The 25,141-nt window shown below is 49.9% G+C and carries 20 protein-coding genes and 1 riboswitch; of the genes, 10 read left to right on the top strand and 10 right to left on the bottom strand.

Annotated elements, in window-relative coordinates:
- Positions 1-68: 68 nt before the first annotated feature.
- Together ACO6V1_RS02910 and ACO6V1_RS02905 are read right to left on the bottom strand one after the other, a co-directional pair.
- On the bottom strand, positions 69-890 hold the full coding sequence (locus tag ACO6V1_RS02910; protein WP_422465725.1) for an aldo/keto reductase: 822 nt from the start codon (positions 888-890) through the stop codon (positions 69-71).
- A complete protein-coding gene (locus tag ACO6V1_RS02905) occupies positions 887-2,125 on the bottom strand; it encodes an NAD(P)/FAD-dependent oxidoreductase (protein ID WP_422465723.1) in 1,239 nt (412 codons plus the stop codon). The genes ACO6V1_RS02910 and ACO6V1_RS02905 overlap by 4 nt, the downstream gene beginning before the upstream one ends.
- A 199-nt stretch (positions 2,126-2,324) precedes the next feature.
- Here ACO6V1_RS02905 and ACO6V1_RS02900 point away from each other — a divergent pair, with 199 nt between their 5' ends.
- The 3 genes from ACO6V1_RS02900 to ACO6V1_RS02890 all read left to right on the top strand — a co-directional run bounded on the left by ACO6V1_RS02900 (position 2,325) and on the right by ACO6V1_RS02890 (position 6,890).
- Positions 2,325-5,033: a hypothetical protein gene (locus ACO6V1_RS02900; RefSeq protein ID WP_422465721.1), complete on the top strand. Its 2,709-nt coding sequence runs from the start codon at positions 2,325-2,327 to the stop codon at positions 5,031-5,033.
- 165 nt (positions 5,034-5,198) lie between these two features.
- Complete coding sequence (locus ACO6V1_RS02895; RefSeq protein ID WP_422465719.1) at positions 5,199-6,725, top strand: IucA/IucC family protein; 1,527 nt, start codon at positions 5,199-5,201, stop codon at positions 6,723-6,725.
- An 18-nt stretch (positions 6,726-6,743) separates the two neighbouring features.
- Entirely contained in the window at positions 6,744-6,890 is a 147-nt protein-coding gene (locus ACO6V1_RS02890) for a hypothetical protein (protein WP_422450474.1), read from the top strand.
- 24 nt (positions 6,891-6,914) lie between these two features.
- On the opposite strand, the gene ACO6V1_RS02885 is transcribed toward ACO6V1_RS02890, so the two are convergent.
- Positions 6,915-7,853 (bottom strand): CNNM domain-containing protein, encoded by a 939-nt coding sequence (locus tag ACO6V1_RS02885; protein ID WP_422450473.1) that lies wholly within the window; start codon positions 7,851-7,853, stop codon positions 6,915-6,917.
- A 302-nt stretch (positions 7,854-8,155) separates the two neighbouring features.
- On the opposite strand from ACO6V1_RS02885, the gene ACO6V1_RS02880 reads away from it, so the two are divergent.
- The 3 genes from ACO6V1_RS02880 (at position 8,156) to ACO6V1_RS02870 (ending at position 13,159) form a co-directional block, all read left to right on the top strand.
- Positions 8,156-8,872 (top strand): TetR/AcrR family transcriptional regulator, encoded by a 717-nt coding sequence (locus ACO6V1_RS02880; RefSeq protein WP_422450472.1) that lies wholly within the window; start codon positions 8,156-8,158, stop codon positions 8,870-8,872.
- 90 nt (positions 8,873-8,962) lie between these two features.
- The gene (locus tag ACO6V1_RS02875; RefSeq protein ID WP_422450471.1) at positions 8,963-10,066 is read left to right on the top strand and encodes an efflux RND transporter periplasmic adaptor subunit; all 1,104 of its coding nucleotides are present in this window, start codon (positions 8,963-8,965) and stop codon (positions 10,064-10,066) included.
- Between the two features lie 3 nt (positions 10,067-10,069).
- Positions 10,070-13,159 (top strand): efflux RND transporter permease subunit, encoded by a 3,090-nt coding sequence (locus tag ACO6V1_RS02870; RefSeq protein ID WP_422465717.1) that lies wholly within the window; start codon positions 10,070-10,072, stop codon positions 13,157-13,159.
- A 46-nt stretch (positions 13,160-13,205) separates the two neighbouring features.
- Here the strand turns inward: ACO6V1_RS02870 and ACO6V1_RS02865 are convergent, their stop codons facing one another.
- From ACO6V1_RS02865 to ACO6V1_RS02845, 5 genes are all read right to left on the bottom strand, one after another.
- Positions 13,206-13,772 (bottom strand): cobalamin adenosyltransferase, encoded by a 567-nt coding sequence (locus ACO6V1_RS02865; RefSeq protein WP_422450469.1) that lies wholly within the window; start codon positions 13,770-13,772, stop codon positions 13,206-13,208.
- 141 nt (positions 13,773-13,913) lie between these two features.
- Positions 13,914-15,866, bottom strand: coding sequence for a TonB-dependent receptor domain-containing protein (locus ACO6V1_RS02860; protein WP_422465715.1), 1,953 nt, complete (start codon positions 15,864-15,866; stop codon positions 13,914-13,916).
- Positions 15,823-16,839, bottom strand: coding sequence for a cobalamin-binding protein (locus ACO6V1_RS02855; RefSeq protein ID WP_422465713.1), 1,017 nt, complete (start codon positions 16,837-16,839; stop codon positions 15,823-15,825). Before ACO6V1_RS02855 ends, ACO6V1_RS02860 begins: the two co-directional genes overlap by 44 nt.
- Positions 16,840-16,971: 132 nt before the next feature.
- Positions 16,972-17,159, bottom strand: a riboswitch (cobalamin riboswitch).
- A 318-nt stretch (positions 17,160-17,477) separates the two neighbouring features.
- The gene (locus ACO6V1_RS02850; protein WP_422450466.1) at positions 17,478-18,077 is read right to left on the bottom strand and encodes a cob(I)yrinic acid a,c-diamide adenosyltransferase; all 600 of its coding nucleotides are present in this window, start codon (positions 18,075-18,077) and stop codon (positions 17,478-17,480) included.
- A gap of 59 nt (positions 18,078-18,136) precedes the next feature.
- Entirely contained in the window at positions 18,137-19,627 is a 1,491-nt protein-coding gene (locus tag ACO6V1_RS02845) for a cobyric acid synthase (RefSeq protein WP_422450465.1), read from the bottom strand.
- 504 nt (positions 19,628-20,131) lie between these two features.
- Between ACO6V1_RS02845 and ACO6V1_RS02840 the strand changes: the two genes are divergently transcribed.
- Together ACO6V1_RS02840 and waaA are read left to right on the top strand one after the other, a co-directional pair.
- On the top strand, positions 20,132-20,380 hold the full coding sequence (locus tag ACO6V1_RS02840; protein ID WP_422450464.1) for a hypothetical protein: 249 nt from the start codon (positions 20,132-20,134) through the stop codon (positions 20,378-20,380).
- Positions 20,381-20,494: 114 nt separating this feature from the next.
- A complete protein-coding gene (waaA, locus tag ACO6V1_RS02835) occupies positions 20,495-21,784 on the top strand; it encodes a lipid IV(A) 3-deoxy-D-manno-octulosonic acid transferase (RefSeq protein WP_422450463.1) in 1,290 nt (429 codons plus the stop codon).
- Positions 21,785-21,790: 6 nt separating this feature from the next.
- On the opposite strand, the gene ACO6V1_RS02830 is transcribed toward waaA, so the two are convergent.
- Together ACO6V1_RS02830 and ACO6V1_RS02825 are read right to left on the bottom strand one after the other, a co-directional pair.
- A complete protein-coding gene (locus ACO6V1_RS02830; protein WP_422450462.1) occupies positions 21,791-22,081 on the bottom strand; it encodes a hypothetical protein in 291 nt (96 codons plus the stop codon).
- Between the two features lie 116 nt (positions 22,082-22,197).
- On the bottom strand, positions 22,198-23,586 hold the full coding sequence (locus tag ACO6V1_RS02825) for a TolC family outer membrane protein (protein WP_422465711.1): 1,389 nt from the start codon (positions 23,584-23,586) through the stop codon (positions 22,198-22,200).
- Positions 23,587-23,799: 213 nt separating this feature from the next.
- Between ACO6V1_RS02825 and ACO6V1_RS02820 the strand changes: the two genes are divergently transcribed.
- Both ACO6V1_RS02820 and cpdA read left to right on the top strand, forming a co-directional pair.
- The gene (locus tag ACO6V1_RS02820) at positions 23,800-24,264 is read left to right on the top strand and encodes a DUF1249 domain-containing protein (protein ID WP_422450460.1); all 465 of its coding nucleotides are present in this window, start codon (positions 23,800-23,802) and stop codon (positions 24,262-24,264) included.
- Between the two features lie 24 nt (positions 24,265-24,288).
- The gene (cpdA, locus tag ACO6V1_RS02815; protein WP_422450459.1) at positions 24,289-25,077 is read left to right on the top strand and encodes a 3',5'-cyclic-AMP phosphodiesterase; all 789 of its coding nucleotides are present in this window, start codon (positions 24,289-24,291) and stop codon (positions 25,075-25,077) included.
- Positions 25,078-25,141 lie beyond the last annotated feature (64 nt).

Raw genomic sequence — 25,141 nt, 5'->3', positions numbered from 1 at the left:
TCCTTTATGCATGAGAGCCTCTTCTATAGATAGTTAGAAGCTAGATAGTTAGAAGCCCCCGAACCAGCTTAAATCCCGCTGGCTTTCAGATACGCCTCCACATTCTGTCGCAAATGGGCAGGATTGATGGTGCCAACAATAGCTGAAGAAACCGCCGGGTGTGAAAACACCAGTTTCATACTTTCCAGAACGGGGTCCTGTCCTGACAGGCAGGCATGACCACTGGCCAGGGCCTTCTTGATAAAGATGCCTTTGCCATGTGCCACTGCATAGTCCAACACCGGCTTTTCGCCCTGTTCGTTCAGGTTATAGGTCACCATGGCAACGTCGGCATGTTTCAGCGCCAGGATGCCACCGGCAACCGTTTTAGTGGACATACCCGAAGCGAGGATTTTCCCCTCTTTTTTCAGATCAGCCAGCACTTCCAGGCAACCTGTCTGCTCAATGATATTGACATCATCACCATTGGAATGGACCAGCAGCAATTCAATCACATCGGTATTCAGGCGCTGCAAGCTTCGCTCCACACTGAAACGGATATGCTGCTCCGAAAAATCAAAACAGGACTCTCCCCGACCATTTTCAACAGTGACAAACTCTTCACCAACCTTACTGCAGATGACCCACTGTTCACGCAGCCCTTTATGTTTGGCAAACAACTGACCAAGGCGTTCCTCGCTGGTGCCATAGGCCGGAGCCGTATCCAGCAGGTTCATACCCAGGGTATGGGCCAGTGTAAGCAGATCCAGCATTTCACGGTCATCAGGAATCGTAAACTGTTCCGGGTACTTCACGCCCTGATCCCGGCCAAACTTAACGGTGCCGAAACCCAGTGGCGACACTTCAAGATCAGTACCGGCGATCTGCTTGTTAACAAGACACTGACTCATGATGTCTTCCCTTGCACAAAATGCCCCTGCCAGAAGTTTGGACAGATCTCAGGCCGGGAAAATCCTTCAGGCATAACGAAACTGTTATCAGTCGCTGGACGAATATTATCCTCCTGCAGCAAACGAACCACTTCATCAGAGAGATTAGGAGCCAGTGCCAGCTTAGTCGGCCAGGTGACAATACCGTTGGCCACCGGCTGACAGAATGCCGCATCTGGACGAAGCAGGCGGCTCTGTTTTGGCTCAGCACGATTGACCCGCAAGGTGTCCCACTCAGCCTGACTCAGGTCTACCCAGGGCAACAGCGCTTTCAGCTCTTTTTTCGCCGTGGCAATCAATTCCTCAGCAGACTGTTTGACACCGTCTTCCGCAATGCCTCCGCCGAGATACCAGACCCACTTGCCATCGGCATCCGGATGGCTGGTAATGGTCATTCTCGGCAGTGGTGTTGTGCCAAGACAATGGGCGTAGATAGGTTCAGGATGGGAATGACGAACCATGACCATCTGCAAGGGACGTACCTGCATTTTTGGATGACTGACACCCCAGGTATTCAATAGCGCCTCAGCGCCTTCACCCGCGGCCAGCACAAACCGTTTGGCTTGCAACATGGTTGTCTGACCATCGCTATCTGCCAAGGCAACAGCATCAATCTCACCGTTGGCATTGGTTAACAACCGGGCATTACCCTGCTCGCTCCAGTCTACTTTCAGCGTTTTATCTTCCAGGCCACTGACCAGGGCCCGGGTAACGGTAGCGATATCCAGAACGATTTCATTGAGCTGATATACCTTTCCGCGAAAACCATCATGCTTGAAAATGGCCGGAAACTGCTCACTGGTTAGAGCATCAACCCGTCCACGAAGCGCTTTGCTGGCAAAAAAAGAGGTCAGTCGTGAGCCAATATCACCTGGCGACCAGAGATAGTGGTATTCAGACAATATGCGGGCCGAACGGAGATCAGGATCCACCTCCCCACCCTTGCCAGCCAAGGCATTACGCCAGCGCTCCGGCATACCGGCAATGGCCTGGGAAGCATTGGTTAACTGACCAGTTAACGTGTATTTTGTACCGCCATGAACAATGCCCTGGGATTTTATGGTCTGACCACCGCCCAGAGCGTTCTGCTCCAGCAACAAGGTTCGATAGCCCAGAGTATTCAGGGTGCGAAATAACCAGAGACCGGCGATACCACCGCCAATCACCACCACATCGGCTTCTACAGATTGAGACATAAGAGAGTTCAACTATTTGGGATGACCTGCAATGGAGGACTTTATAACATAGCTCACATTATGGATAGTCAGGCAGGAAAATACTTTGATCGAAAGTTCTTATTCATGACCAGTGCCTGATGAACGGAATCGTACTCAAGAACTTTCTATTAATTCCAGGGTCAATAGATTTAGTTTCAACGTTTATCAGGATGTATCCATGCCCTCTATTCATTCAACTCATTCAACGCCCTTTATCGCCCCCCCCCCTCAAATTACATCCGCAGCAAGGGCGCAACAACCAGTATCGTCCTCCCATACTGATCAACCATTTGCAGTAGCCATGGATATACCACAGCCCCCCCATGAGACAACCCCTGATATTGATTATGGTCATATTATTCAGCAAATTATCAGCACATCAAACCTGTCAGGAACCTGGTCACATCAAAGCATTGAACATCTCACTCAATGTTTTGATTTAAAGATCCAGGCCAAAGTTATTACCCTTCTTGAAGACGCATCAGCATTCAGGCAGCTTCAACCATTGCGACAGCAAATTGCCGGGCATCTGGAGTACCTTCGGAATTTTTTCCATGAACATGGCGGGGATGCCAATAGTATTGAAACAGCCATTGCCAACCATGCTGATCAACTGGCGGAGAAAAAAGCTGCCATTGAGAAAAGAAAGCTGATCAGTCACTGGCTTCATTGGGACCAACACGAAGTCGATCAGTTAGCCGCAAGCACTCTGGCAGACACCTATCGGGAGTGCAAAAGTGATAAGCACCTGGGCGATAGCGTCAGGGCCAGGCTCTCTCATCTAATAGAACTTGCTGAAGTACAACCGGAGTTCAGGGAGATGTATACGGTAGACATTGGCTACCAACAGACTCCCTATGAAACCGAGGGGCATTTCCTGATCAAAATCCCCGATGGCAATCATGCACTTGGCTATAGCTTTTTCGACCTGCTCTTCAGCCAGAACCTACTGCATGATATGGAAGCAAATTATGATGGAGAAACCGGATTTTCATTAACTAAAGATCAAATGATCAAACTAAGTGAGCACCTGGAAGAATTAAACAAATGGTATGACGACTTTTTATGTATTGTGGGTGATTTGCTGGGGGTGGATGACAGGATTTCAGAGGATAGCGCTGATCATTTTGTCAGCATCGGAAAAAAATCAATGGCCGAAATTCTCAGAAATCCAATACGTATGACGACAGCGTGTCAACGTTTGATTAGCCCTTTACCACAGGCGCAACCCTGTCTGCTGTTCAATACCCTTTCCATTAATCTTGAGAATCATGATGACAGGGACTTCCTGAAGGACAAGTTTGAATCAATTTACGCAGAACTTGCGATGTATGGTGCTAACGGAGAACCCAAGCAGTTTCTGCGCGGAACCTACAGCACCAATCTGAATGTTGCACAGTTACGTCTCATTTGTCCGCACCTCAATAAATTATTAAAGCTTCAACAATTGCTGAAAGAGGTGACAAGTACCAAAAGCCTGCGCACTGCCATTGACGTATTGAAGGAACTGGGAATAAGCGAACTGGACTCCATAAAAAGTTATAAATCCGCTTTACTCTATGAGATTTACCAACAAATAAAAGGCACCAACAGCCATCCCGCATTACTTTCAATTCAAAACCACTTGACGAATATCCAACACATTTCAGGGATTGAGGAGAAATCGCTGAAACTTTGTCATGACCTTTTACGGCATCACGCAGTGTGCTATTTCAGGAAACCGGCGGATCAACCGGTCATTGACGAGGAGCAACTCTTCGCCATCTATGGCGATAGCGAGAGGGATGTCATGTACGCGGGGAGGCAGCTGCACAGGAATATCCAGGCTCTGTGCCAGACACTCCGGGATTGCCATGCGTATCAGCAATACAAAGCCAGCAACCCCGGTATTGATGGGGCGTTAGCCGCATTGGAAAGAAACTTTATCCAGCGGCTTAATCGCTATTCAGGCATGAGGGATCATGGCTACAGCGGTCGCGGGATGGTTGACGAGTCTGTTGAGTATTTTGAAATGTTTGTCAGCCAGTTATTCTATGCAGAAGTTTATAACCTGACAGACAACTCAATCAGCCATGCCTTGAATAATCTTGTCGCTATAGTTGGCAATGATTTAGAAGGCTGCAACGAAGGTTTTTCAGGCCGGATACAATCGCTGTTACTTCCGTTGATTTCTGGCAGTAACAGCCACATAAAGGATTGTATTCAGCAATTTTTGCAAGACAGCGTTACAGCATCTCTTGCCAGTGCCATCGGACACAGTAGTGAATCCTCCATGGCGGCTCGCTGTCAGGAACAAGTCAATCACTTTACAGGGCTGTCCATCGTCTCCGGGTCGGCTCAGGCTGATGCCTATGAAAACCTCACGCCTGAAAGCCAGCAAACCATTAGCCATCTTTTGCACTCCCACTACACCCCCGTTTCGCTTTACCAACATGTTTATCGTTTTGTATCCGATGAGTTCTGGCGTCTTAATCACGAGAGAAATGATGATGACATTTATCAACTGATGCACTTGCTCGGTTTTGGGGCTGATCAATCATCAGGTGCTGATAATGAGACATACCGAGATCAGATTGATCGACAATACCGGGTAAGGGGTAATGCACTCAATCGCTGGCAATACGCACTCTTTCAGCAGGATCTGCCCAGGCACCTTGTTGGCTATCTGGTTAAAGAGCAATTCATCGACGCTAAAGGTCCGAATGAGAACGATGGCTTATATATCCACCGGGAAGCTTCACAAGGCAGTGATAAAATCATGCAGCCACGTCGCCCGCCTGCAACCGTCGGCACGCAGGAGACCAATCAATTGGAAGCTGACCGTAGATTTGGTTTTCAGCCAGAAAGCAGAATGGCTCAGACTGGATACAGAGTGGAAACATCATAGGATAGAAAGATGATAGCGGCCGCAACAGGTACCCCCTATGTTTACACTGCGCTGACAGAGACGGAAAATCGTTCACTCCCCGGCAATAGTGCGTTATCCGAACGGAACTGCTTATCTCTTGTTGATCAGTTTTTTCAGACTGAAATCCAATCCTGCCGGGAAAAAATGGATAGAAGTCCACTCTGGGATACTTTCAAAGCACTGCCAGATACCTTCCTGGCGTATATATACGCCGAAAAAACCCGGTTGGCGATGGCAGAAGAGAGCCGGCACGTTGTTAATGAAAATCAACAGATCGTTGCCGGGTTTCATCATGGGTATGAAGCCAGCGATGATCAATATCACCCTGGCACTTTCCAGCCGTTTATGATGAAAGGCTACTGGATTCCCTGTTCTGAAGGAAAACTGTTTCAGCTCCGCCAAGGCCATTGTTCAATCACGCGCACGGTCGAAGGTCAGGACCAAATCCTGTATCTGGTACATCCAAAATCCGCAACACTGTTTGCCCCCCTGATATCAAAATATCAGCATACACAGGTTGATGTTCCCGCTTTAGCATTGAGCTCATTCAGAACCTTGTTGATCGCCTTGCCCGCTGGCGGCACAACAGAATTTGCCATGGTCAAAGTCAGCCTGAATGAGGAAATAGGGGGGGTTCGCAGGTTGCTTTATCAAAAAGAGTGTGCAGCCAGCGTAGCGAATTCGTCGGTATTAAAAATTAAACAAACAGAGAAGTTTACGTGTCTGGAAGAAAATTTGTCTTTCGTTCCTGATGCCCACCTGATTGACCCGAAAGAAGAAGCCGTACAGCTATCCGGTGCCGGTATGATCCATAGACCTGTTCCGGAATTATTCACGACTCAAGGCCACTACATTATTCCACTATATGCACTGTTTGGCATAAACAACTGGCCTTTGCTCAATGCCCTGATTGAACAAAGTCAAACAACACCTACTCAGTTTATTACCGGTGCATTACTCAGGCCCATTGCGGAAGAAATGGTTGATCACATTTACAGGCAGCGCTTCTATCTTGAGTTCCATGGCCAGAACGTATTGTTGAAGCTGACCATGGATCACAACGATTTACCCGCTATTGATTTTATCTACCGTGACATGGGCGGCGTTAACTGCCGTCTGGGTGACGTCCAGCTACACCAGCTGCCGGAGCATCTCCGTGGTCATGCCCAGTACTGGGAACCAAACTTTATTCCTGATGCCGCCGTCATAATGGAGGGAATCGCTAAAAAAGTACTGTTCAACCTGACGAAAGTCTTTTTTAAATCAGAACCCACCACCAGGGACCCGGAATTTTGTTGTTGGCGTGCAAAAATGACTGTCTATGGCTACCAGGATAACTGGACACTGCCAGGAGCCGACGGGCGCACAGATAACCATCGAACGCGCCACACCCCAAAGACTTTTTACCGCTATGGGTATTTTGAAAAAATATTTGCCCGGGAATTGCTTGAAGTGATGACCCGCCACGGTATTTTCCTGAACATCAAAAGAAGCTGCCCTGACTATGACTACTCATTTTTTATGGATAAAATAGGCAATATCGATTCCTGTAATACACCCTGCGTAGAGTTTGAATGGTTTTCTGAACTGGTGAAAATGACACTTCCTCACTATTTCCAGCATCAGGATGCATACTCCCGAAGAAAGAATATCAGTGTGGTAAGACCATAGGAGGCTCCTGATACTACTATGCCTGTAACCTCTAAAAGCAATTTCTGCACCTCCTGGAGTGGCGGTAAAGATGCCTGTTTTGCGCTCTGGCAATCCACCCAAAAAGGGCTGACCCCAACCTGCCTGCTGACCATGCTCAACGGTGATAAAGACCAGACCAGTTAACAATATCTGTCGCCTGATGTGAAGTCAGCGCAATAAAGCCTGGTACAACTTTTTCGCGGTGACAATCCGGGTCTGCTCTACCGTCTCTCCCAAAAGCAGGATAATGGATGCCCTGGCCTCCTGAAGCGCTGTCATTGCCTCATGCAATGAGGTTTCCGGTGCCAGATTAATGGTTTTTCTCATAAGCTCTCCCACTGAGATATCTGCCTCTTCATTAACCAGACAACGGGCGATATGCCGATAGAGAACAATACCTGTCGGCTTGCCATCGTTCAGGACCACATAACGCTTACAGGGATACGAGCGAATCGTCGTTTCGACAGAAGCGACGGTTGCCTCGGATAACAGACAGACAGCGGGTATTGAGCGCTCAACAAGCTCAGTCAGCTGGCGCTGATGGGAAGTTAGTACAGCATCGGCCAGTTTTCGCTGACGTTTACCAATCACTCCACGCTTATTGTAATGCTTGATAATACTCCGGAGTTCATCACTGCTTCTGTCTTCTTCAACGGGCTTGGGTAAAAGACGGGTCCAGACCAGGGCTAACAGCAAGACAGGTCTGGTCACTGAATACATAAGATGGATAAAGGGTGAATATCTGGCAACGACCCTATCAGCAATCTGCACTGCCAGCAGCTTGGGCAGAACCTTGGCAAATACCAGCATAAAATAAGCGAGCAGTGCCGTAAAAATAACCATCCAGAGATCGTTAAATTCCCTGGCAGCCAGCGCTCCAAGGAAAGTACTGCCAGAAATACTGATCAGCGTGCTTAACAAAACGATCGCTGACAGGTGCTCTCGCTTTTTCTGAAAGACTTGCTGGATAGCCTTTTTATTGTCGGGCCTTTTGTACAGGATCGTGACCAGCCTTAACTCATCCACCGCCACCAATGATGATTCAAGAAGGGATAGAAAAGCAGTAACAGCGACAATCAGGCATGCAAAAAGAACGACCAGGAGCATCCATACCTCCGGAAAAACAGCAATTAGACAGCAGGCAGTTTAATTGGGGGACCAGTAGCTGGGCAAGCCCGCCCGCCTGTAAAAAGCCTGTAATGTATTGTTTTCGACCACGTTTCTTCTTTATTAATGTCAGCTCTATGCTTATTCAGTGCAACTGAAGCACCGGGCAAAGAGCACCTGATTTGCCAGGAGTGTGGATAACGGTGTACTTATTTTATTCAAAACAAAATTCGAATATAATTCGACTTGTATTCATATAACCCTGCTTTTTAACTCCTGCTCTCCACCACGGTGTATTTTCCATGCCAGCAACCGACAAACGGACACAGAGAGAGATAACTATTATTCAGTCCACCCTGACCATTCTTAAGGAAAAGGGCTTTATGGACCTGAAAATGTCTGAAGTTGCCAAACAAGCCCAGTTTTCAATGGGAACCGTATATTCACACTTCTCCAGCAAGGAAGATCTGTTGCTGGGTTGCGCCATCACTATCTCCAGCACGATGGCGACGGTATTCCATAAAGTGCTCAACAGCCCGGTACCCGCCATGGAACGTCTGCTGACGCTTAATATTGCCATCTGGTTGTCTTATGCCAGACAGCCCCATCACTACTTTCTACGACAACTGGCAATGACCCCGGATATCTGGCAACGGGCATCAACAGGACGGGCACAGGCACTGGACGACATCTACCATAAGATGAGCCAGATGGTTAAAGCACAGATTATTGAGTTAATGGCGGACAACCCGGCAATCACTGACCAGAATCGCGAGAGTGCACTGGCTGATATTTTGATGGGCATCTGGAGTCTGGGCGAAGGTCTGTTCCAGATCAGCATGTCCGGGTTTGGCCTGAAACAACCCTCCGTGCAGAAAGACAAAGGCTTCAGCCTGCTTACTTCCAACCTGGCCAAATACCTGCAGGGCTGGGGATGGAGAGCACCGTTTTCACCATCCATGATTGACAACTGCAAGCTTCAGGCTGAGCAGGTTGTTGCTACCTGTATAAGTAGTTAACCAGCCAGAATTTATCGATTCCAGGAACGCGGTACACATCAAGCATGTCTACCAGATACTTCTACCCAACTGTTTTGGAGCTACCTCAGAATGCATCTCACCCCTTCATCCCGATCATCCATCGCCGTGATGGTGTTAATGACGTTCACCCTGCTGACCGGTTGCGATCAGGAGCAAACCGGTCATAAAGAAGTCATCCGCCCAGTAAAACTCTTTCAGGTAAAAGATCCCCAGCAGCAGCAGTTACGTTATTTTCCAGGCAAGGTAACAGCCACCGAAGAAGCCGAAATATCCTTTCGTATACCCGGACAGATCGACAAGATCGAGGTCAAACAGGGCGATGATATTACTGAAGGACAGGTGCTGGCTTATCTGGATGACCGGGATATCCGCAATGAGCTTCAGGATCGTCAGGCGAATTATGAACTTGCCAAGGCCGAGTTTGAACGCGCCAGCTCCCTGTTAGAAAAGAGAGTGATTTCACAATCGAGCTACGATACGGCCAGTGCCAGACTGAAATCTGCAGAAGCAGCGCTGAAATTAAGCCGGGACAAACTGGCGTATACGACACTGACAGCACCTTTCAGTGGCCGGGTTGCCCAGACTCTGGCCGAAGCGCACCAGCAGGTTCAGGCCCAGCAGCCGGTCCTTATCCTGCAAAGCAGTGACCGGCTCGATATCAGCATCCAGGTACCTGAAAGTATCGTTTCCCATGTCAATGCCAATGCGGTCAACAATGGCTATCAGCCCATCGCTACCTTCCCGGGGGCTCCTGGCAAGGAGTTTCCGGTCAACTATAAAGAACATGCGACACGGGTAACTCCGGGTACCCAGAGTTATGAAGTCATTTTCACCCGGATGGCACCCACCAATATGAACATTCTTCCCGGTATGACCGCCACGGTCATTATTGACCTGGCCCGGGTCATCGATACCCGGGGGCAACCAGGATACGTTCTGGTCCCCATTTCAGCCGTATCCAAAACTGACACTGACAATAAGACGGTGGTCTGGCGTTTTGATCAGGATACCAGTCAGGTTGCCCCTGTCGAAGTGACCACAGGACGTATTACCGAAGCGGGAATTCAGGTTCTGTCAGGCCTCAATACCGGTGACCAGATCGTTACCGCAGGTCTCAGTCAGCTATACGATGGCATGACCGTCAAACCGCTGCACAAGGAACGGGGACTATAAGCCATGAATATTGCCGAATATTCCATATCCCACCGGGTGATCAGCTGGATGTTTGTGGTTATCCTGCTGGTGGGTGGTGCAATGTCGTTTTTTGGGCTGGGTCAGCTGGAGTTCCCTGAGTTCACCATCAAACAGGCCATGGTCATTACCCACTATCCGGGAGCTTCCCCGGAACAGGTGGAAGAAGAAGTGACACTGCCATTGGAAGAAGCCATTCAGCAGATGGAGTATGTCAAACATATCGACTCCATCAGCAGCAATGGCCGTTCCCAGATTATGGTGGAGATGAAAGAACAATACGACAAAGATCAACTGCCCCAGATCTGGGATGAAATGCGCCGTAAGGTCAATGACACCCAGAGTAGTCTGCCGCCCGGCGTCTACGCCTCGGTTGTGGTGGACGACTATAGCGATGTCTATGGCATGCTGTTCAACATTACCGGAGAAGGTTATACCTCCAGGGACCTGGAAAACTACGCCGATTACCTGAAACGTGAGCTGGTGCTGGTTGAAGGGGTCAAGAAAGTCTCCATCGCCGGTGCCCGTCAGGAGCAGGTGGTGGTTGAGATGTCCCAGGCCAAACTGGCTAACCTGGGTATCGATCCAGCCTGGATATTCGCCCTGATCCAGAATCAGAATGTGGTCTCCAATGCCGGTAATATGCTGGTTGAAGGGCGTTCCATACGCATTCATCCCACCGGTGAGTTCAATGACATTCATGAACTGGAACAGCTGATCATCAGCCCGCCGGGGAGCACACAGCTGGTTCGACTCGGCGATATCGCCACCGTTCGTCGAGACTTCGATGAAACACCGGACACACTCTATTCCTCCAATGGCCGCCAGGCTCTGTCACTGGGTATTTCCTTCGCTTCCGGTGTTAACGTGGTGGATATAGGCGACGCTATTCGTCAGCGCATTGATGAGCTTCAGTCCGGGCAACCGGTTGGCATTGAGCTCACCAAAGTATACGACCAACCGGCAACGGTTTCGGAATCCGTCAATGGTTTCCTGATCAACCTGCTGGAATCCATTGCCATTGTTATTGTCGTACTGCTGCTGGCCATGGGCGTACGTGCAGGCCTGTTGATGGGCGCTGTTCTGCTGTTGACCATCCTCGGAACGTTCATTGTTATGAAGGTGATCGGCATTGAGCTCCAGCTGATTTCCCTGGGTGCCCTGATCATTGCCCTGGGGATGCTGGTGGATAACGCCATTGTCGTCACAGAAGGGATTCAGGTCGGTATTCAACGGGGACTCACCCGGTTGCAGGCCGCCAAACAGGTTGTCAGCCAGAACCAGTGGCCCTTGCTGGGTGCCACCGTCATTGCCATTATGGCATTCGCACCTATCGGCCTTTCTGATGATGCCACCGGTGAATTCTGTCTGTCGTTGTTCCAGGTGCTGTTGATCTCCCTGCTCCTGAGCTGGATCACAGCCATCACCCTGACCCCTTTCTTCTGCAACATTCTGTTCAAGAAGGACGAGCTGGCTGCCCGACAGGCGGCGGGTGAATCCATAGATCCTTACCAGGGAGCGCTGTTCACCCTGTATAAACAGTTGCTCGGGTTCTCTCTGGTCCACCGCCCCATCACCATCAGCTTGACGGTTCTGGCGCTGGTGCTGGCGATGATGGGGTTTGGTTCGGTGAAAAATGTCTTTTTCCCGCCATCCAACACGCCGATGTTCTTTGTGGATTTCTGGATGCCGGAGGGCAGTGATGTCCGTGCTACCGAAACAAGGGTGGCAGAGCTTGAGCAACTACTGCTGACCCTCCCCGGCGTAAAAAATGTCACAACGGTGATTGGCCAGGGCGCACAGCGTTTTATTCTTCCTTATATGCCGGAAAAGCAATACAGCAGTTTCGGCCAGCTGATTATCGAGACAGATAATCTGGAAGCCATCACACCGCTGATCCCGACATTGGAAATCCGCCTGACCGAAGACTTCGGTGATGTGGAATATCGGATCAAATACTTACAGAATGGCCCTTCCCCCGCCGCAGAAATTGAAGCCCGTTTCTATGGCGAGGACCCGGAAGTATTACGGTCTCTCGCGGTACAGGCCATCAATGTACTGCGTAACGAACCGATGGCCACGCATATACGACACGGATGGCGTAACCAGGTCAGCCTGATTCGCCCTCACCTGGATGAAGCCAGTGCCCGCCGCAGCGGTATCTCCAAACAGGCGTTGGACGACGCTCTGCTGGTGAACTTCAGCGGCCGTCAGGTTGGCCTCTATCGTGAAGGCAGCCAGTTAATGCCGTTGATTGTCCGCTCTCCGGAATCCGAACGCCTGAATGCCGATAGCATTACCGATCTGCAGGTTTGGAGTGCTGACTATAACAGTTATGTGCCCATCACCCAGGCCATTTCCAGTTTTGATACTGAGTGGGAAAACCCGCTGATCATCCGCCGGGACCGTAAACGCATGATGTCCGTGATGGCTGACCCACAGTTGCTGGGTGATGAAACCGCCGACAGCGTGTTGCGCAAGGTGCGTGCAAACATCGAAGCCATTCCACTACCCGATGGTTACCAGCTGGAATGGGGTGGTGCTCATGAACTGTCTTCTAATGCACAGAGTGCGGTGTTTGCCTCAATACCGCTGGGCTATCTGGGGATGTTTCTGATTACTGTATTCCTGTTTAACACCATACGACAGCCTATAGCTATCTGGTGTACGGTTCCCCTGGCACTGATTGGTGTTGTGGCCGGGCTGCTGGCGCTGAATGCACCGTTCAGTTTTATGGCGCTGCTGGGCCTGCTGAGTCTGTCGGGCATGATCATCAAGAACGGTATCGTTCTGGTGGAACAGATCAAACTGGAGCTGGAAGAAGGCCGGGAAGAACATGAGGCCATATTCCACGCCTCGGTCAGCCGCCTGCGGCCCGTCTGTATGGCCGCCCTGACCACCATGCTGGGCATGATTCCACTGTTGTTTGATGCCTTTTTCAAATCCATGGCCGTGACCATTATCTTCGGTCTGGGCTTTGCTACGGTACTGACACTGATCGTGCTACCGGTGATCTATTCCCTGCTGTACAAGGTTAGCTTTAAAGGGTTCAACTACCGGAATATTGCCTACTGATCCATAGCGATGTCGGCTTCTGACTGAAGCCGACTGATGCCACATTTTATTGTTGTTCTTTTCTGGATGGCGGCTTCAGGTTATAGCTCAAACTCTGGTATTCAGGTTCTACAATGCCGAGTCGGCGATTGATCACCACCGTTAAACGGAAGAACAGATTACAGAGCATATTGCCAAACCGATGTAACTCATCCGGCACCTTAATGCCATGGGCGTCTACCTTGACCAGCGCCCTGACTGCCTTTTTGGAGAGCGAACGACAGCTGTGTAGTAATTGCACGGGACGACCGCCCCTGGGAAGGACAAAACCGTGCAGCAGGCCTTCTATCTCTTGCTGGTAGTGATCAAAGTAACCTGCCAGCCACTGTATCTGCTGTTCAAAAATCGCCTGCTTGCCACGGACTGAACCATTCATATGGAAAATTCTGGGTTGCAGTTGATCCAGGAAATCATAGATATCGACAAACCGCTGATCGCCTTCCAGCTCGCTGATAACACCACCGAGCGTTGCACACAGTTCGTCGGTGATAATTTCATAATCACACAGGGGGGAGTCTTCGTAGATAAATGGGTAGCAGAGTTCGCGGATATCGCCGGAGTATTTTAAAGTCATATTAGAGCCTATCGATTGCAGAACCAGCCTTCTGCACCTCCGTGGGAATGCATTCTAGCAGACACTACAGAGCTCATTGATAGTAAAGGTATGATTCCCGCGCAGAGCGCGGGAACGAGAAATAGCGTGGGAACAAGAAGTTTATAGCTCGGGTGACCAGATAAGAGTAGCGAATACACCTCCAGGCTCATCTATATAGCCGTTGGTAGTTGTATAATCCTTATCAAGCAGGTTGACAACTTTAAGCTGTGTTTTCAACTCAGGAGTGACAGCCAGATACGCTCTTAAATCAAACGTACCAAACCCAGGCATTTCAAGCGTATTAGCTGCATTATCCCATGTTTTTCCCTGAGCCCTGAGGGTTCCTCCGATCGCCCATTTGCCAAAATTTCTGTCAACATTCATGGTAAAAAGCTGCTTGGCCCGACGATGCAGCGTTTTGCCAGCATTCGCTCCTGACCGATTTTCCGGATCAACAAAACTCAGGTTGGTATTTAGGTCCCAGTCGAAAATCCGTGAGGTTACCACAAACTCAACTCCACGCATCCTGGCTTTAGCAATATTTTCTGTACGACGCGTATCAGAATTATAATCGAGCATATTATCCATATCATTCTGATACATGCTGACCGACCACTGAGTATTATGACTCCAGACACCCCGTAATTCTAATTCAGTATTTCTGGCTTCTTCTGGCTTCAAATCTGGATTCGGACCATATGGAGAATACAGGTCAACGAATGGAGGAGCTCTGAATGCTGTTCCATAAGAGGCGATCAGACGAGTGTCAGCAGGCAAATCAAAGCCCCAGGACACACTGCCCGTTGTGTTATTGCCATACACTTCATTCTTGTCAAAACGTCCACCTACCTGTAGATCGCTACCAGAAAAAGACGACTGATTAAGAGCAAAAACCCCAACATTATAACGTTCATCAACAGCATAGTTATTACTGGTGGTTACTTTATCGTTTGAATAGTCAACACCCGCAATCAGCAATTGCTCATCAGACCAGGCAATATCATTCTGCCAGCTCAGGGAAAGAATTTCGCCTTCCGCATAGCTCGGGCGAGCTCCTACATCTTTTCGATCATCCTGAACGTAACCCGCATCAATTTTAGTATTCCACAGTTCATTGACCGGCAAGGATGCGTAAACATTGAACGTCGTTTGTTCAAAAAATGAAATTGGATACTCTGGCGCATTGCTACCAAAACTATTATCGTATTCAGCCTTGCCTTCGGAGTGAGAGATATTGACCCCTGCATCAATACCATTTTCAAAGCGATGAGACAAACTGCCCGAAATGGACTTATTACGAAACGCATCATCATCCCAGTCCGAACCAAGCTGATTCGTCGTGCGATCATAGCCTTGAGTTTCAAAAAGACGAGCACCCAAATTGAACTGCGTTCTGCCAACTGAGCCATTAAAATTCAAGCCATATTCACCGGTATTTCGGCTACCACCACCAGCCTTAACCGTCAATTGAGGTTCTTTTCCGCCTTTTCGAGTGATGATATTGATAACACCCCCCACCGCATCAGCACCATACAGTGTTGAACGCGGTCCACGGACAATTTCTATTCTTTCGATTTGATCTGGATCTAAATACTGCAAAGGAGCCTCACCGGCGTAAGCTCCATTCATACGATGACCATCGACGAGAATCAGTGTCTGCTGTGTTTTTGTGCCTCGCAAATAAACTCCCGTCTTACTGCCAACACCACCTGTATAGGCGATTTGAACACCAGGTGCCTGTGTCAAAAGTTCTGTAACGGAAATAGCCTGACTCCGCTCAATCTGCTCCCGATTAATCACCGTCACTGGAGCCAACGTCTCATCCACTGTTTGAGCGGTCCTTGCCGCAGTAACAACGACCTCCCCAAGCTTATAAACCTCTTCTGCAGCCACAGCAGAACTCATCACAGACATTGCCACAGCAACCGAAAGCCCGGTTCGTGCAAAAACAGAACGATGATTAAACGACATTTTGTTTACATCCTTAAAGTAAGCGAATTGTCTTAAAAATGGACAGAACTCTGCCTTTTCAGAGCGGGCTCTCTTGATGAATTGGTATCTGGCCAGCCACACGCTCTGTGTGGCTGGCCTTTGAGCGCACCGCTTGTAACTGGTGGCAGATCATCTCTGCCCCGTCCAGAATCCTGGGCGTTGGTCTGGCAATCAGATCACTGGGTACCGAAAACAGTTGTTGCTGCTGCACCGCCTGCAGGTTTTGCCACTGGCTCCAGTAGCCCAGCAACTCTTTGCGGGTTTTTGGGGTATCGCCTTGCGGATCAGAACCAATAATGACCTGTGGATCACGGGTAATCAGGGATTCGATACCGATTTTGGGAATACGTTCGGAGACATCACCATAGATATTCCGGCCACCACACAACGAAATAACATCATCAATCACCAGGCCATTACCCACCGTCATCAGTGGGGATCGCCAGATTTCAAAGAACACCGATACCGGCTCACGCCGGGCATACTGACTCTGCAGTGTGTGCAAACGCGCGGTAAAGTCACCAACAACCTGTTCGGCTGTTTTTTCGGTCCCGGCCACCTGCCCGAGACTTCGGAGGGCCTGCTTAATGCCGGTAAAATCCACCACATCGATATGAAAGGTGCTGATGCCCAGGGACTCCAGCTGCTCAATCACCTTTTGGGAATTACCGGCAGTCCAGACCACCACCAGATCGGGCTTCATGGCCACAATGGCTTCCACACTCACATTGGGGTAGCCACCCACATTGGGCAGCTGTTTGACCGCTTCAGGGAAGTCGCTGTGCTGATCAACCGCAATAACACGATCACCGGCACCGGCAGCAAATAACAATTCAGTAGAACCCGGAGACAGACTGATGATTCTGGGCGAACGGGTATCCAGACAGACAGCGCGGTCGCTCATATCGGTCACACAATACTGACTGTCAGACTCGCTGGCCCGGGCAATACTGCAAGCCAACGCAACGGCATTGGCCAATACCATCGCCAGCACCAGCATTAACCGGGGCAGCCTGTTCTTCAGTGTCTTGCAGGGTGCTAAAGGTGTTTTCATGATCTCCCTGAGTCACAATCAATACTCAGGGCGGCACAAGCGGTCACCGGGCTTATCAAAAAAGCCCAGTGTAAAGGAGATGTGTTCCCAGCCGCCAGGTTACCCGCCCGGTTTGCGCCTGCATGTACAGACTTCTTGGGCTTTGCAAAGGCAGGTCTCCTGACTCTGGCATCATCGTTCCCGGCAGCCTTCCCGGTTGAACCAGTGGCATAAATCGCGGAGAACTCTTCCATTACAGTTGCGGGTACAGTCGGGGTTTTTCACCCCGTTCCCTCTTTTGACCGGTTCAGCAATAGCCGACATGCGCGGTCAAAAGTGTCGTGATTCATACCAATCACTGACGAACCCCTTACAAAGTTGCGCAATATTACCCAAACCGTTGACTTAAATCACTAGGGGTTTGTGGATTTTTTGCCGTTTATCTTGCTACTGGTACATCATTTCGATGAGTTTGATGTGTACAATCTCCGTTCACCCTGAGCGAAGTCGAAGGGTGATTGGCACAGTCTTTATTCAGGGTATGGTGTTTACGCCCTTCTTCCGTGCATCCTGAGCCGAGCCGAAGGGCGATCAGGACGAACGAAATTTGGGCATCATTGATAGAAGAAACCCATCAAATACATCGAAACCGTTTACCATCAGCCTGTTTTGCTTTTCTCGGATGCCTGCCAGAGGACCTCCCCCTCATCCTGTCGGGCACAATGACGGCCAAGGACGTACATAAGATCGGACAAACGATTCACAAATTTCAGTAATGGTTCGTTGATCTTTTCACCACTTTCCTGAAGCGCTTCGTTTAACTCGATAATATGCCGCTCCGCCCGGCGGGATACGGTTCGGGCCATATGGCAATGGCAGGCAGACTGACCACCACCGGGCAGGGTGAAGTTTGTCAGAGGCGGCAATGGTTCATTGAGTTCGTCAATCAGAGCCTCAATCGCCCTGGTATGGGCTTCCTGAATCAGCTGATAGCCCGGCATGGCCAGCTCACCCCCCACATCAAACATCCGGTGCTGGATATCCTGAATCTGTTGCAACTGGTTTTCAGTGACTTCATTGCCCTGCTTCAGGGAGTGGATCAACAGGCCAAGCCAGCTGTTGGCTTCATCCACGGAACCAATGGCGTGGAGCCGGGGGTGTGACTTTGGCAGCTGCTGACCATCGCCAATGCGGGTCATGCCCTGGTCGCCAGTTCGAGTGTAGATACGGGTTAGCCGGTAGCCTTTTTTTTCAGTCATAGCTCAGGTTCTTCCAGTCAATTTTTGCACCACAAAGCATTGTTAGTGTTTTTCTGCACTCAGTGGCTTTGTGGTTCAGCCTCACACAGTGCAAAGATTTTACTCATATCAAGATGCTCTTCGATAGCATCCGCCATTCGGTTAATGCCCTCTTCCCGCAACAGGTGATAATCAATCCTTGAAGCTTCCTGCAAACCGGCCCAGGTCAAAATGGCGGTGCAGGCATCGGGCTGTTCAAACACGCCATGGAGATAGGTGGCAAATATCTGACCATCGTCAGACATCACCCCATCCACCTTCTGATCCAGCTGGATTAACGGTTTTTCCAGGGCCGTGCCGGTGGTCACCCCGGCATGAATTTCATAGCCGGTGACGGGCACAGGTTCCTGGCCCGGCAACTGCATAGTGCCACTGACCCGGGTGAGTGTCTTCTGACGAACCATGGTGGTTTCCAGATCCAGAAGACCCAACGCTTGTGAGCTGCCGGCGGCACCTTCAATGCCTTCCGGATCATACACTGCCTTACCGAGCATCTGGTAACCGCCACAGATCCCCATCAATTTGCCACCGTAGCGCAGGTGCCTGAGGATATCCTGATCCCAGCCGTTGTCTTTGAGAAACGCAAGATCGGTTCGGGTATTTTTGGTCCCCGGAATAATGACCAGATCACACGCCGGAATGGACTGCCCTTTTCCAACAAAGTGAATATCCACTTCAGGGTGCAGGCGCAGAGGGTCGAAGTCGGTGTGATTGCTGGTGCGGGTCAGAATCGGCACAGCTACCTTCAACAGGGTTTTCCGGTCTGCAAGCTGTTGCTGGGCAATCACCGCATCTTCTGCCTCCAGATGTAACCCATGAAGGTAAGGCAAAACGCCCAGTACTGGTTTGCCGGTCTTCTCTTCAAGCCAACGGAGTCCGGGCTCAAGCAGTTTTACGTCACCCCGAAAACGGTTGATCACAAACCCTTTTACCCGCGCCTGTTCGGACTCCGAGAGCAGCGCCAGGGTACCGTACAGATGGGCGAAAACCCCGCCCTTATCGATATCCGCAATGATAATCACCGGACAGTCCGCTTGTTCCGCAAAGCCCATATTGGCGACATCGCCTTCGCGCAGATTAATCTCTGCCGGGCTACCGGCTCCCTCCACCAGCACGGTTTGATATTGGCTCTGCAAACGGTGCCAGGAACGCAAAATGGCGGCCATGACTTCCGGTTTACAGGCATGATACTCAGCCGCATTCATTTCCCCCACGGCTTTTCCATTAACGATCACCTGGGCACCGATATCACTGTTTGGTTTCAGCAAGACCGGGTTCATGTCCGTATGAGGTTCAAGCCCTGCCGCAGCCGCCTGAAGCGCCTGGGCCCGGCCAATCTCACCACCATCCCCGGTGACAGCGCTGTTCAGTGCCATATTCTGGGGCTTGAAAGGTGCTACCAAAATACCATGACGCCGGAATACCCGGCAAAGTCCTGCGACCAGGGCACTTTTCCCAGCGTCACTGGTTGTACCCTGTACCATCAAAGTGTGTATTGGGTTGCTGCCCATAGCGGGAATTCCAGCCTGTCAGAAAGGCATGGATTATAAGGGCAGAAAAACTCAAGGGTAAAAAATATTTAATAGAAGAACTTTTAATAGAATAAAGAGTCTAATCGAGCGTACCTGACGCAACCCCGGGTTAACGATTCTATGGAGACCAGTGCAGCGGCCAAATTGTCAGCTCCACAACAATGTACAGGTTCTGCCATAGATTCTGAACCAGTCAGCACTGAAAAAGATCAGGTTCCGCCAGGCAGGTCCGGCAACTTCCGAGGGAGAGTGTCCCGCACTCTTTCCATGTTACTGCCTAATACAGAAAGGCCTGAAGCAGATACCAGACGGCACAGCGGTTGTTTTTCGTCGGTGTTTAACAGAGCGGTGACCCGAAACAGTCTCGTCCAAACCCGGATGAGTCCCGATAGCCCACCGGGAAATAAATCTGGCAACGAAACAACCGCAACAAATGACATTAACTCCAACTTCATTCAGATATGGTCTCCGGTGAAAAAAACCATGATAACTATTCCATCTTATGATTCTGATCAGAAAGCCTACTCCCTGGCAATGAAAGCGTACATTCTGGATATTAAACAGCTGTATGATCTTTCCAAAGGTAAATCTGTCGAGGGAATTGATACCTCCAGAATTGATCTCAGTGATATTAAGGGTAAAAAGTCATGGGATCTTCAAAGTGCCCAAAGAATGAGAGAAGAATGGGCATTTGAATTGACAGGACATATATCCTCCGAGCATGCGTCATGACTTAAATGCTGTCTTTACCCGGTTTCCCGTCCGTTTCTTCTCCCAACTCTCAGGAAGGCTGGCAGGAATTTTGTTAATATTCAGCCCCAAAAAATTTTCAACCTGTGGTTTCTTATGAGTCGTATTTTTTATTCTCTGCTGTTATATCTGATATCCCCCCTGGCAATGGTCCGCCTCTACTTGCGTTCAAAAAAAGCACCAGAGTACTGGCAGAGAAAGAGAGAACGATTTGGCTTCTTCAGTCTTCCCGCCTCCGATAAACCCATTATCTGGGTACACTCGGTATCCATGGGAGAAACCATTGCCAGCGGCCCGTTGGTAAAGCAATTACAGAAGAATTACCCAACCCATCGAGTGTTAATTACCACCATGACCCCCACTGGCTCGGCCCAGGTTGGCAAAATTCATGGCGACAGCGTGGACCATGTCTATGCCTGCTATGACCTTCCCTGTGCTGTCAGGCGATTTCTGGACAAGGTAAAGCCAGTCATGGCCATCGTCATTGATACCGAGCTATGGCCCAACACCATTGCCGCCTGCCACAAACGTTCGATTCCCGTACTGGTGACCAATGCCCGACTCTCCGAACGCTCGGCAAGAGGGTATGCACGCTTCGGCTTTCTCACCCGTCCCATGCTCAAACAGATCAATATGGTTGCTGCCCAGAACCAGGAGACGGGTCGTCGATTCCTGGAGCTTGGCCTGCCCGGGCAACAGCTCAACGTTACCGGCAGTATCAAGTTTGATCTGGATGTTGCTCAGGAAATCATAACCTCAGGTCAGGCACTTCGGCAGAAGTGGCAGCAGGGTATGGGCAGTGACATTCGTATTCTGGTGGCCGCCAGTACCCATGACGGCGAGGATCAGCAGGTACTTGATGCGTTTAAAATCATTCTGGCAGCATCACCGGAAGTACGACTACTGTTGGTGCCCAGGCACCCTGAGCGGTTTGACCGTGTCCACCAGCTGATCCTGGACAACCAGCTCCCTGTGGTCCGCCATAGCCAGGGAACCCAGCCTTCTGATAAGACCAGGGTTATTCTCGGGGACACCATGGGCGAAATGATGAAGCTGTTCTCCGCCTCTGATATAGCCTTTGTGGGTGGCAGTCTGGTACCAACGGGCGGACATAATCTGCTGGAACCGGCGGCATTAAACCTGCCGGTGTTGTCCGGGCCTCATGTGTTTAATTTTGAAGAGATCAGCGAATCTCTGATTCAGGCGGGAGGTTTGAGCATTGTTAACGATAGCGAAGCGCTCGCCCGGAGCGCCATCAGCCTGGTGCAGGATAAAGAGGAGTATAAAAGCATGAGCCATCATGCCGGAGAGTTTGTCCGTAACAACCGGGGAGCACTGCAAAAGACATTGATGCTGGTTGATCAGCTTATGCCGTCCGGCAAGTAAACATTGTTACAGTCCGGGGCGTAAGTTGGTGCTGGAAGATTTGGTGGCCAGCATTGAATCCACCGCAGGATCAATATTCAAACGACTGCCGTCTACAAAATAGTAATCGTTACCGGATTGCAGCCCCTGGATGGACAATTTGCCAAGAATCCGATTCATAACCCTTTGCTGTTCTTCCAGGTCTTCATAGGCAAAGGTCTTCAGAAAGGCCTCTGCCAGAGAACACCCTTCATCCACATAAGATTTCATACGGGTTTCGCAGTTCCTGATATGCTCATCCATGACATTATCGTCCATAGCCGGGTATCTACTCATTATAGAAGAGTGGATTCAGTATCTGCGGCTATTTGACTCCAAATAAAAATGGCTCCACTTACGAGCCATTTTTACGGAAACGCCATGATGATCAGTAATTAACCACCGCACTGATCCGGAACAGACAGCTCGTCACTGGCATCCGTCATCCACTGGTTCAACTCTTCGAGATCGGTCGGGCTGAGAGTTCCCACAGCCTGTTTGAGCTTCAGTGTATTGACGATAAAGTCATAACGGGTGTTCAGATAGTTACTGATGGAAGAGTAGAGTTGCTGCTGAGCGTCCAGAACATCAGTGATGTTGCGAGTACCCACTTCATAACCACTCTGAGTCGCTTTCAGGGCACTTTCTGACGAGATAATCACCTGACAGCTGGCATGAACCCGGTCCACATCGGAGGTAGCGGTTCTCAGCAGGTTACGGGTATTGGCATTGGTACCCCTGAGCTGCTGATCGTAATTTTTCTGGGCTTCTTCCAGTTGATAGCCTGCCTGACGGGAAGCAGAGCTGGTAGCGCCACCAGCGAAGATCGGTAGATCGAACTGAACGCCAACAATGGTGTCAGTACGATCGCCAGAAAGAGTACCGTTTCCAGAGGCCTGACTGGAATTGTTGGAGCTGTAGTTATAGCTGGCAAACGCATTAACTGTTGGAGCATGACCAGACTTGCTGGCTTTTACTTTGGACTCAGAAGCCGTTAACCCTTCCCGGGCCGCTTTCAACCCCAGGTTATTGGCCAGTGCCATGCTTACCCACTCTTCAGGATTGTTTGGCATTGGCGCAACCACTGGCATTGCCTTCTCCAGCTGGGCAATATCGGTAACATCCTGGTTTACAATGGTCCGCAGCCCTTCGTAGCTTACAGAGACTTGGTTCTCAGCCTGAATGCGGGCTACGCGGGCATTGTCATAAGCTGCACGGGCCACCAGCACGTCTGTTTCTGCAATCAGCCCCACATTGTAACGTTCACGAGCCTGATCCAGTTGCTGCTTTAATGCTCTTTCCTGGGCTTTCGCGGTCATCAGGCTGTCTTCCGACCGGAGCACATTGAAATAGGACTCTGCCACACGCAGGATCAATTGTTGCCGGGCATTGGCAAATACGGCAGTGGCCTGATCCCCGACAGACTTGGCCTGCTCATAATTGAACCAGCTGTTCATATTGAACAGTGGTTGAGTTAATGTCGCGCCCCACCCATGAGAGTTATAGTTTTCATCAGTATCTGAACCATTCGTCAACTCAGAAGATGTCTTGTTATATTGCGTTTTAGCAGACAGCCCCAGGGTGGGCAGCAATGCAGAACGGCCCTGGTTAACCGTCTCCTGAACCGCTTTCATGGAGGCCTCGGCCGCCGCCAGCTGGGCATCATTCTTCAGCGCCATATTGTATACATCGAGCAGATTGTACTGAGTTGGTGCAGCCTGCACGTTTAATACTGCACCCGCCAGGGCGGCAAGCAGAAATCCTCTACGACTATTTCGTGACATAATCTTGTGATCCTTGGAAAGTTCGCCAGTCATTCTTCACCGGTTAACGGTAGCCTGACTGGTTCCTGGTTGGGGATAAAATCGCTGTAGCAAACTCAGATCGAGGAAATCTACACTAATTTGCACAAAAAATGCAGTAGTATGACGAATTCCTCTATGGATATTGCTTCTTCAGGGTGAAGGCAGGAGGACGCTATAGCTATAATAGGTGCTATGAAAAGACATTCGCTGAAACCCAACTACCGTGTCAACCTGATCCGCCTGCAACAGGTTTGTGAAAGTAACTACCTGCGTCTTATGCGTCTGCTGCCTGAGTTATCAGATCAGGAGCATTTTCGCCTGCCGGTTAAGCACAAAAACAGTTTGGCAAGCGGCGTGGAATGGCTGGTCATTGACGTTTTGGAACGGTCACCATTTACCACTTTGTTAATGTTGCAGATGGAAGCTGACTGGGGACAATTATTCAATATGCCAAAAGCCGAAGTGCGCCTTTATCACGACGTTAAGATGGCCGAAATTGTCTCCCGAAAAACCAGCCAGATAATACAGCCACGGTACGATTATCCCAATAGTAAAATGCATCAGCCTGATGAAAAAGAGCAGCATAATCAGTTTCTGGCTCAATGGCTTGATTACGCTTTACCTGCCTGTCGAACTTATACAGAAAAGACAGGATAACGAAGACACTGATACAAACAACCGATGAATACCGCCAGAATTCGAGTCCTGCAGATTACCGACCCTCACCTCTTTGCTGATTCCGGCTCGACACTGATGGGAGTGAATACCTCGGCGACCCTGGATGAGGTGCTGGCAAAAATACAGAAAGACTACCGGGAACCTGATTGCCTTCTGGTCACCGGAGACCTGAGCCAGGATGACAGTGCCGCCTCCTATCATCACCTGAAAGAAAAACTGTTAAAAATCAATGCGCCCAGCTACTGGTTGCCGGGCAATCATGATCAGCCCCATCTTATGGCGGCGATAAACCCATCGGCGCTGCAAAAGCAGATTATTCTGGGTAACTGGCAAATAGTCCTGCTGAACACTCAGGTCGAAGGCAAAACACACGGCTATCTCAGGGAAACTGAGCTGGAACAGCTGGCTACCTGTTTGCAGCAGGAGCCGGACAAACATACGCTTCTGGCTCTTCATCATCACCCGGCTCCCATCAATAGCCGGTGGATGGATCAGATCATGCTGCAAAACCCGGAGGAGCTGGCCAGGGTCATCACTGGTCACAACACGGTCCGGGGCATCATTCACGGCCATGTGCACCAGGCCAGAACCTATCAATTCTGCGATCTTCCCGTTATGGCAAGCCCTTCGACCTGTGTTCAGTTTGCGCCTGAGTCAGATGATTTTCAGGCGGATACCAGGCAGCCGGGCTTTCGTGTGGTTGATCTGTTGCCAGACGGTCAGATAGAAAGCATCGTTGTAAGAGTGGGTGATAAACCAATGAACGTTGACCTGAGATCAAACGGTTACTGACAGACCATCAACAATCGATTGCCAATTTTCCGCTCAATACGAAGCACTGCCACTGTCAGCAGTA

Origin of the sequence: Endozoicomonas sp. ALC013, from assembly GCF_049310205.1 — a bacterium.
GTDB lineage: Bacteria > Pseudomonadota > Gammaproteobacteria > Pseudomonadales > Endozoicomonadaceae > Endozoicomonas.
The sequence above is the reverse complement of the archived record's forward strand: the minus strand, read 5'-3'. Positions and strand labels throughout refer to the sequence as shown.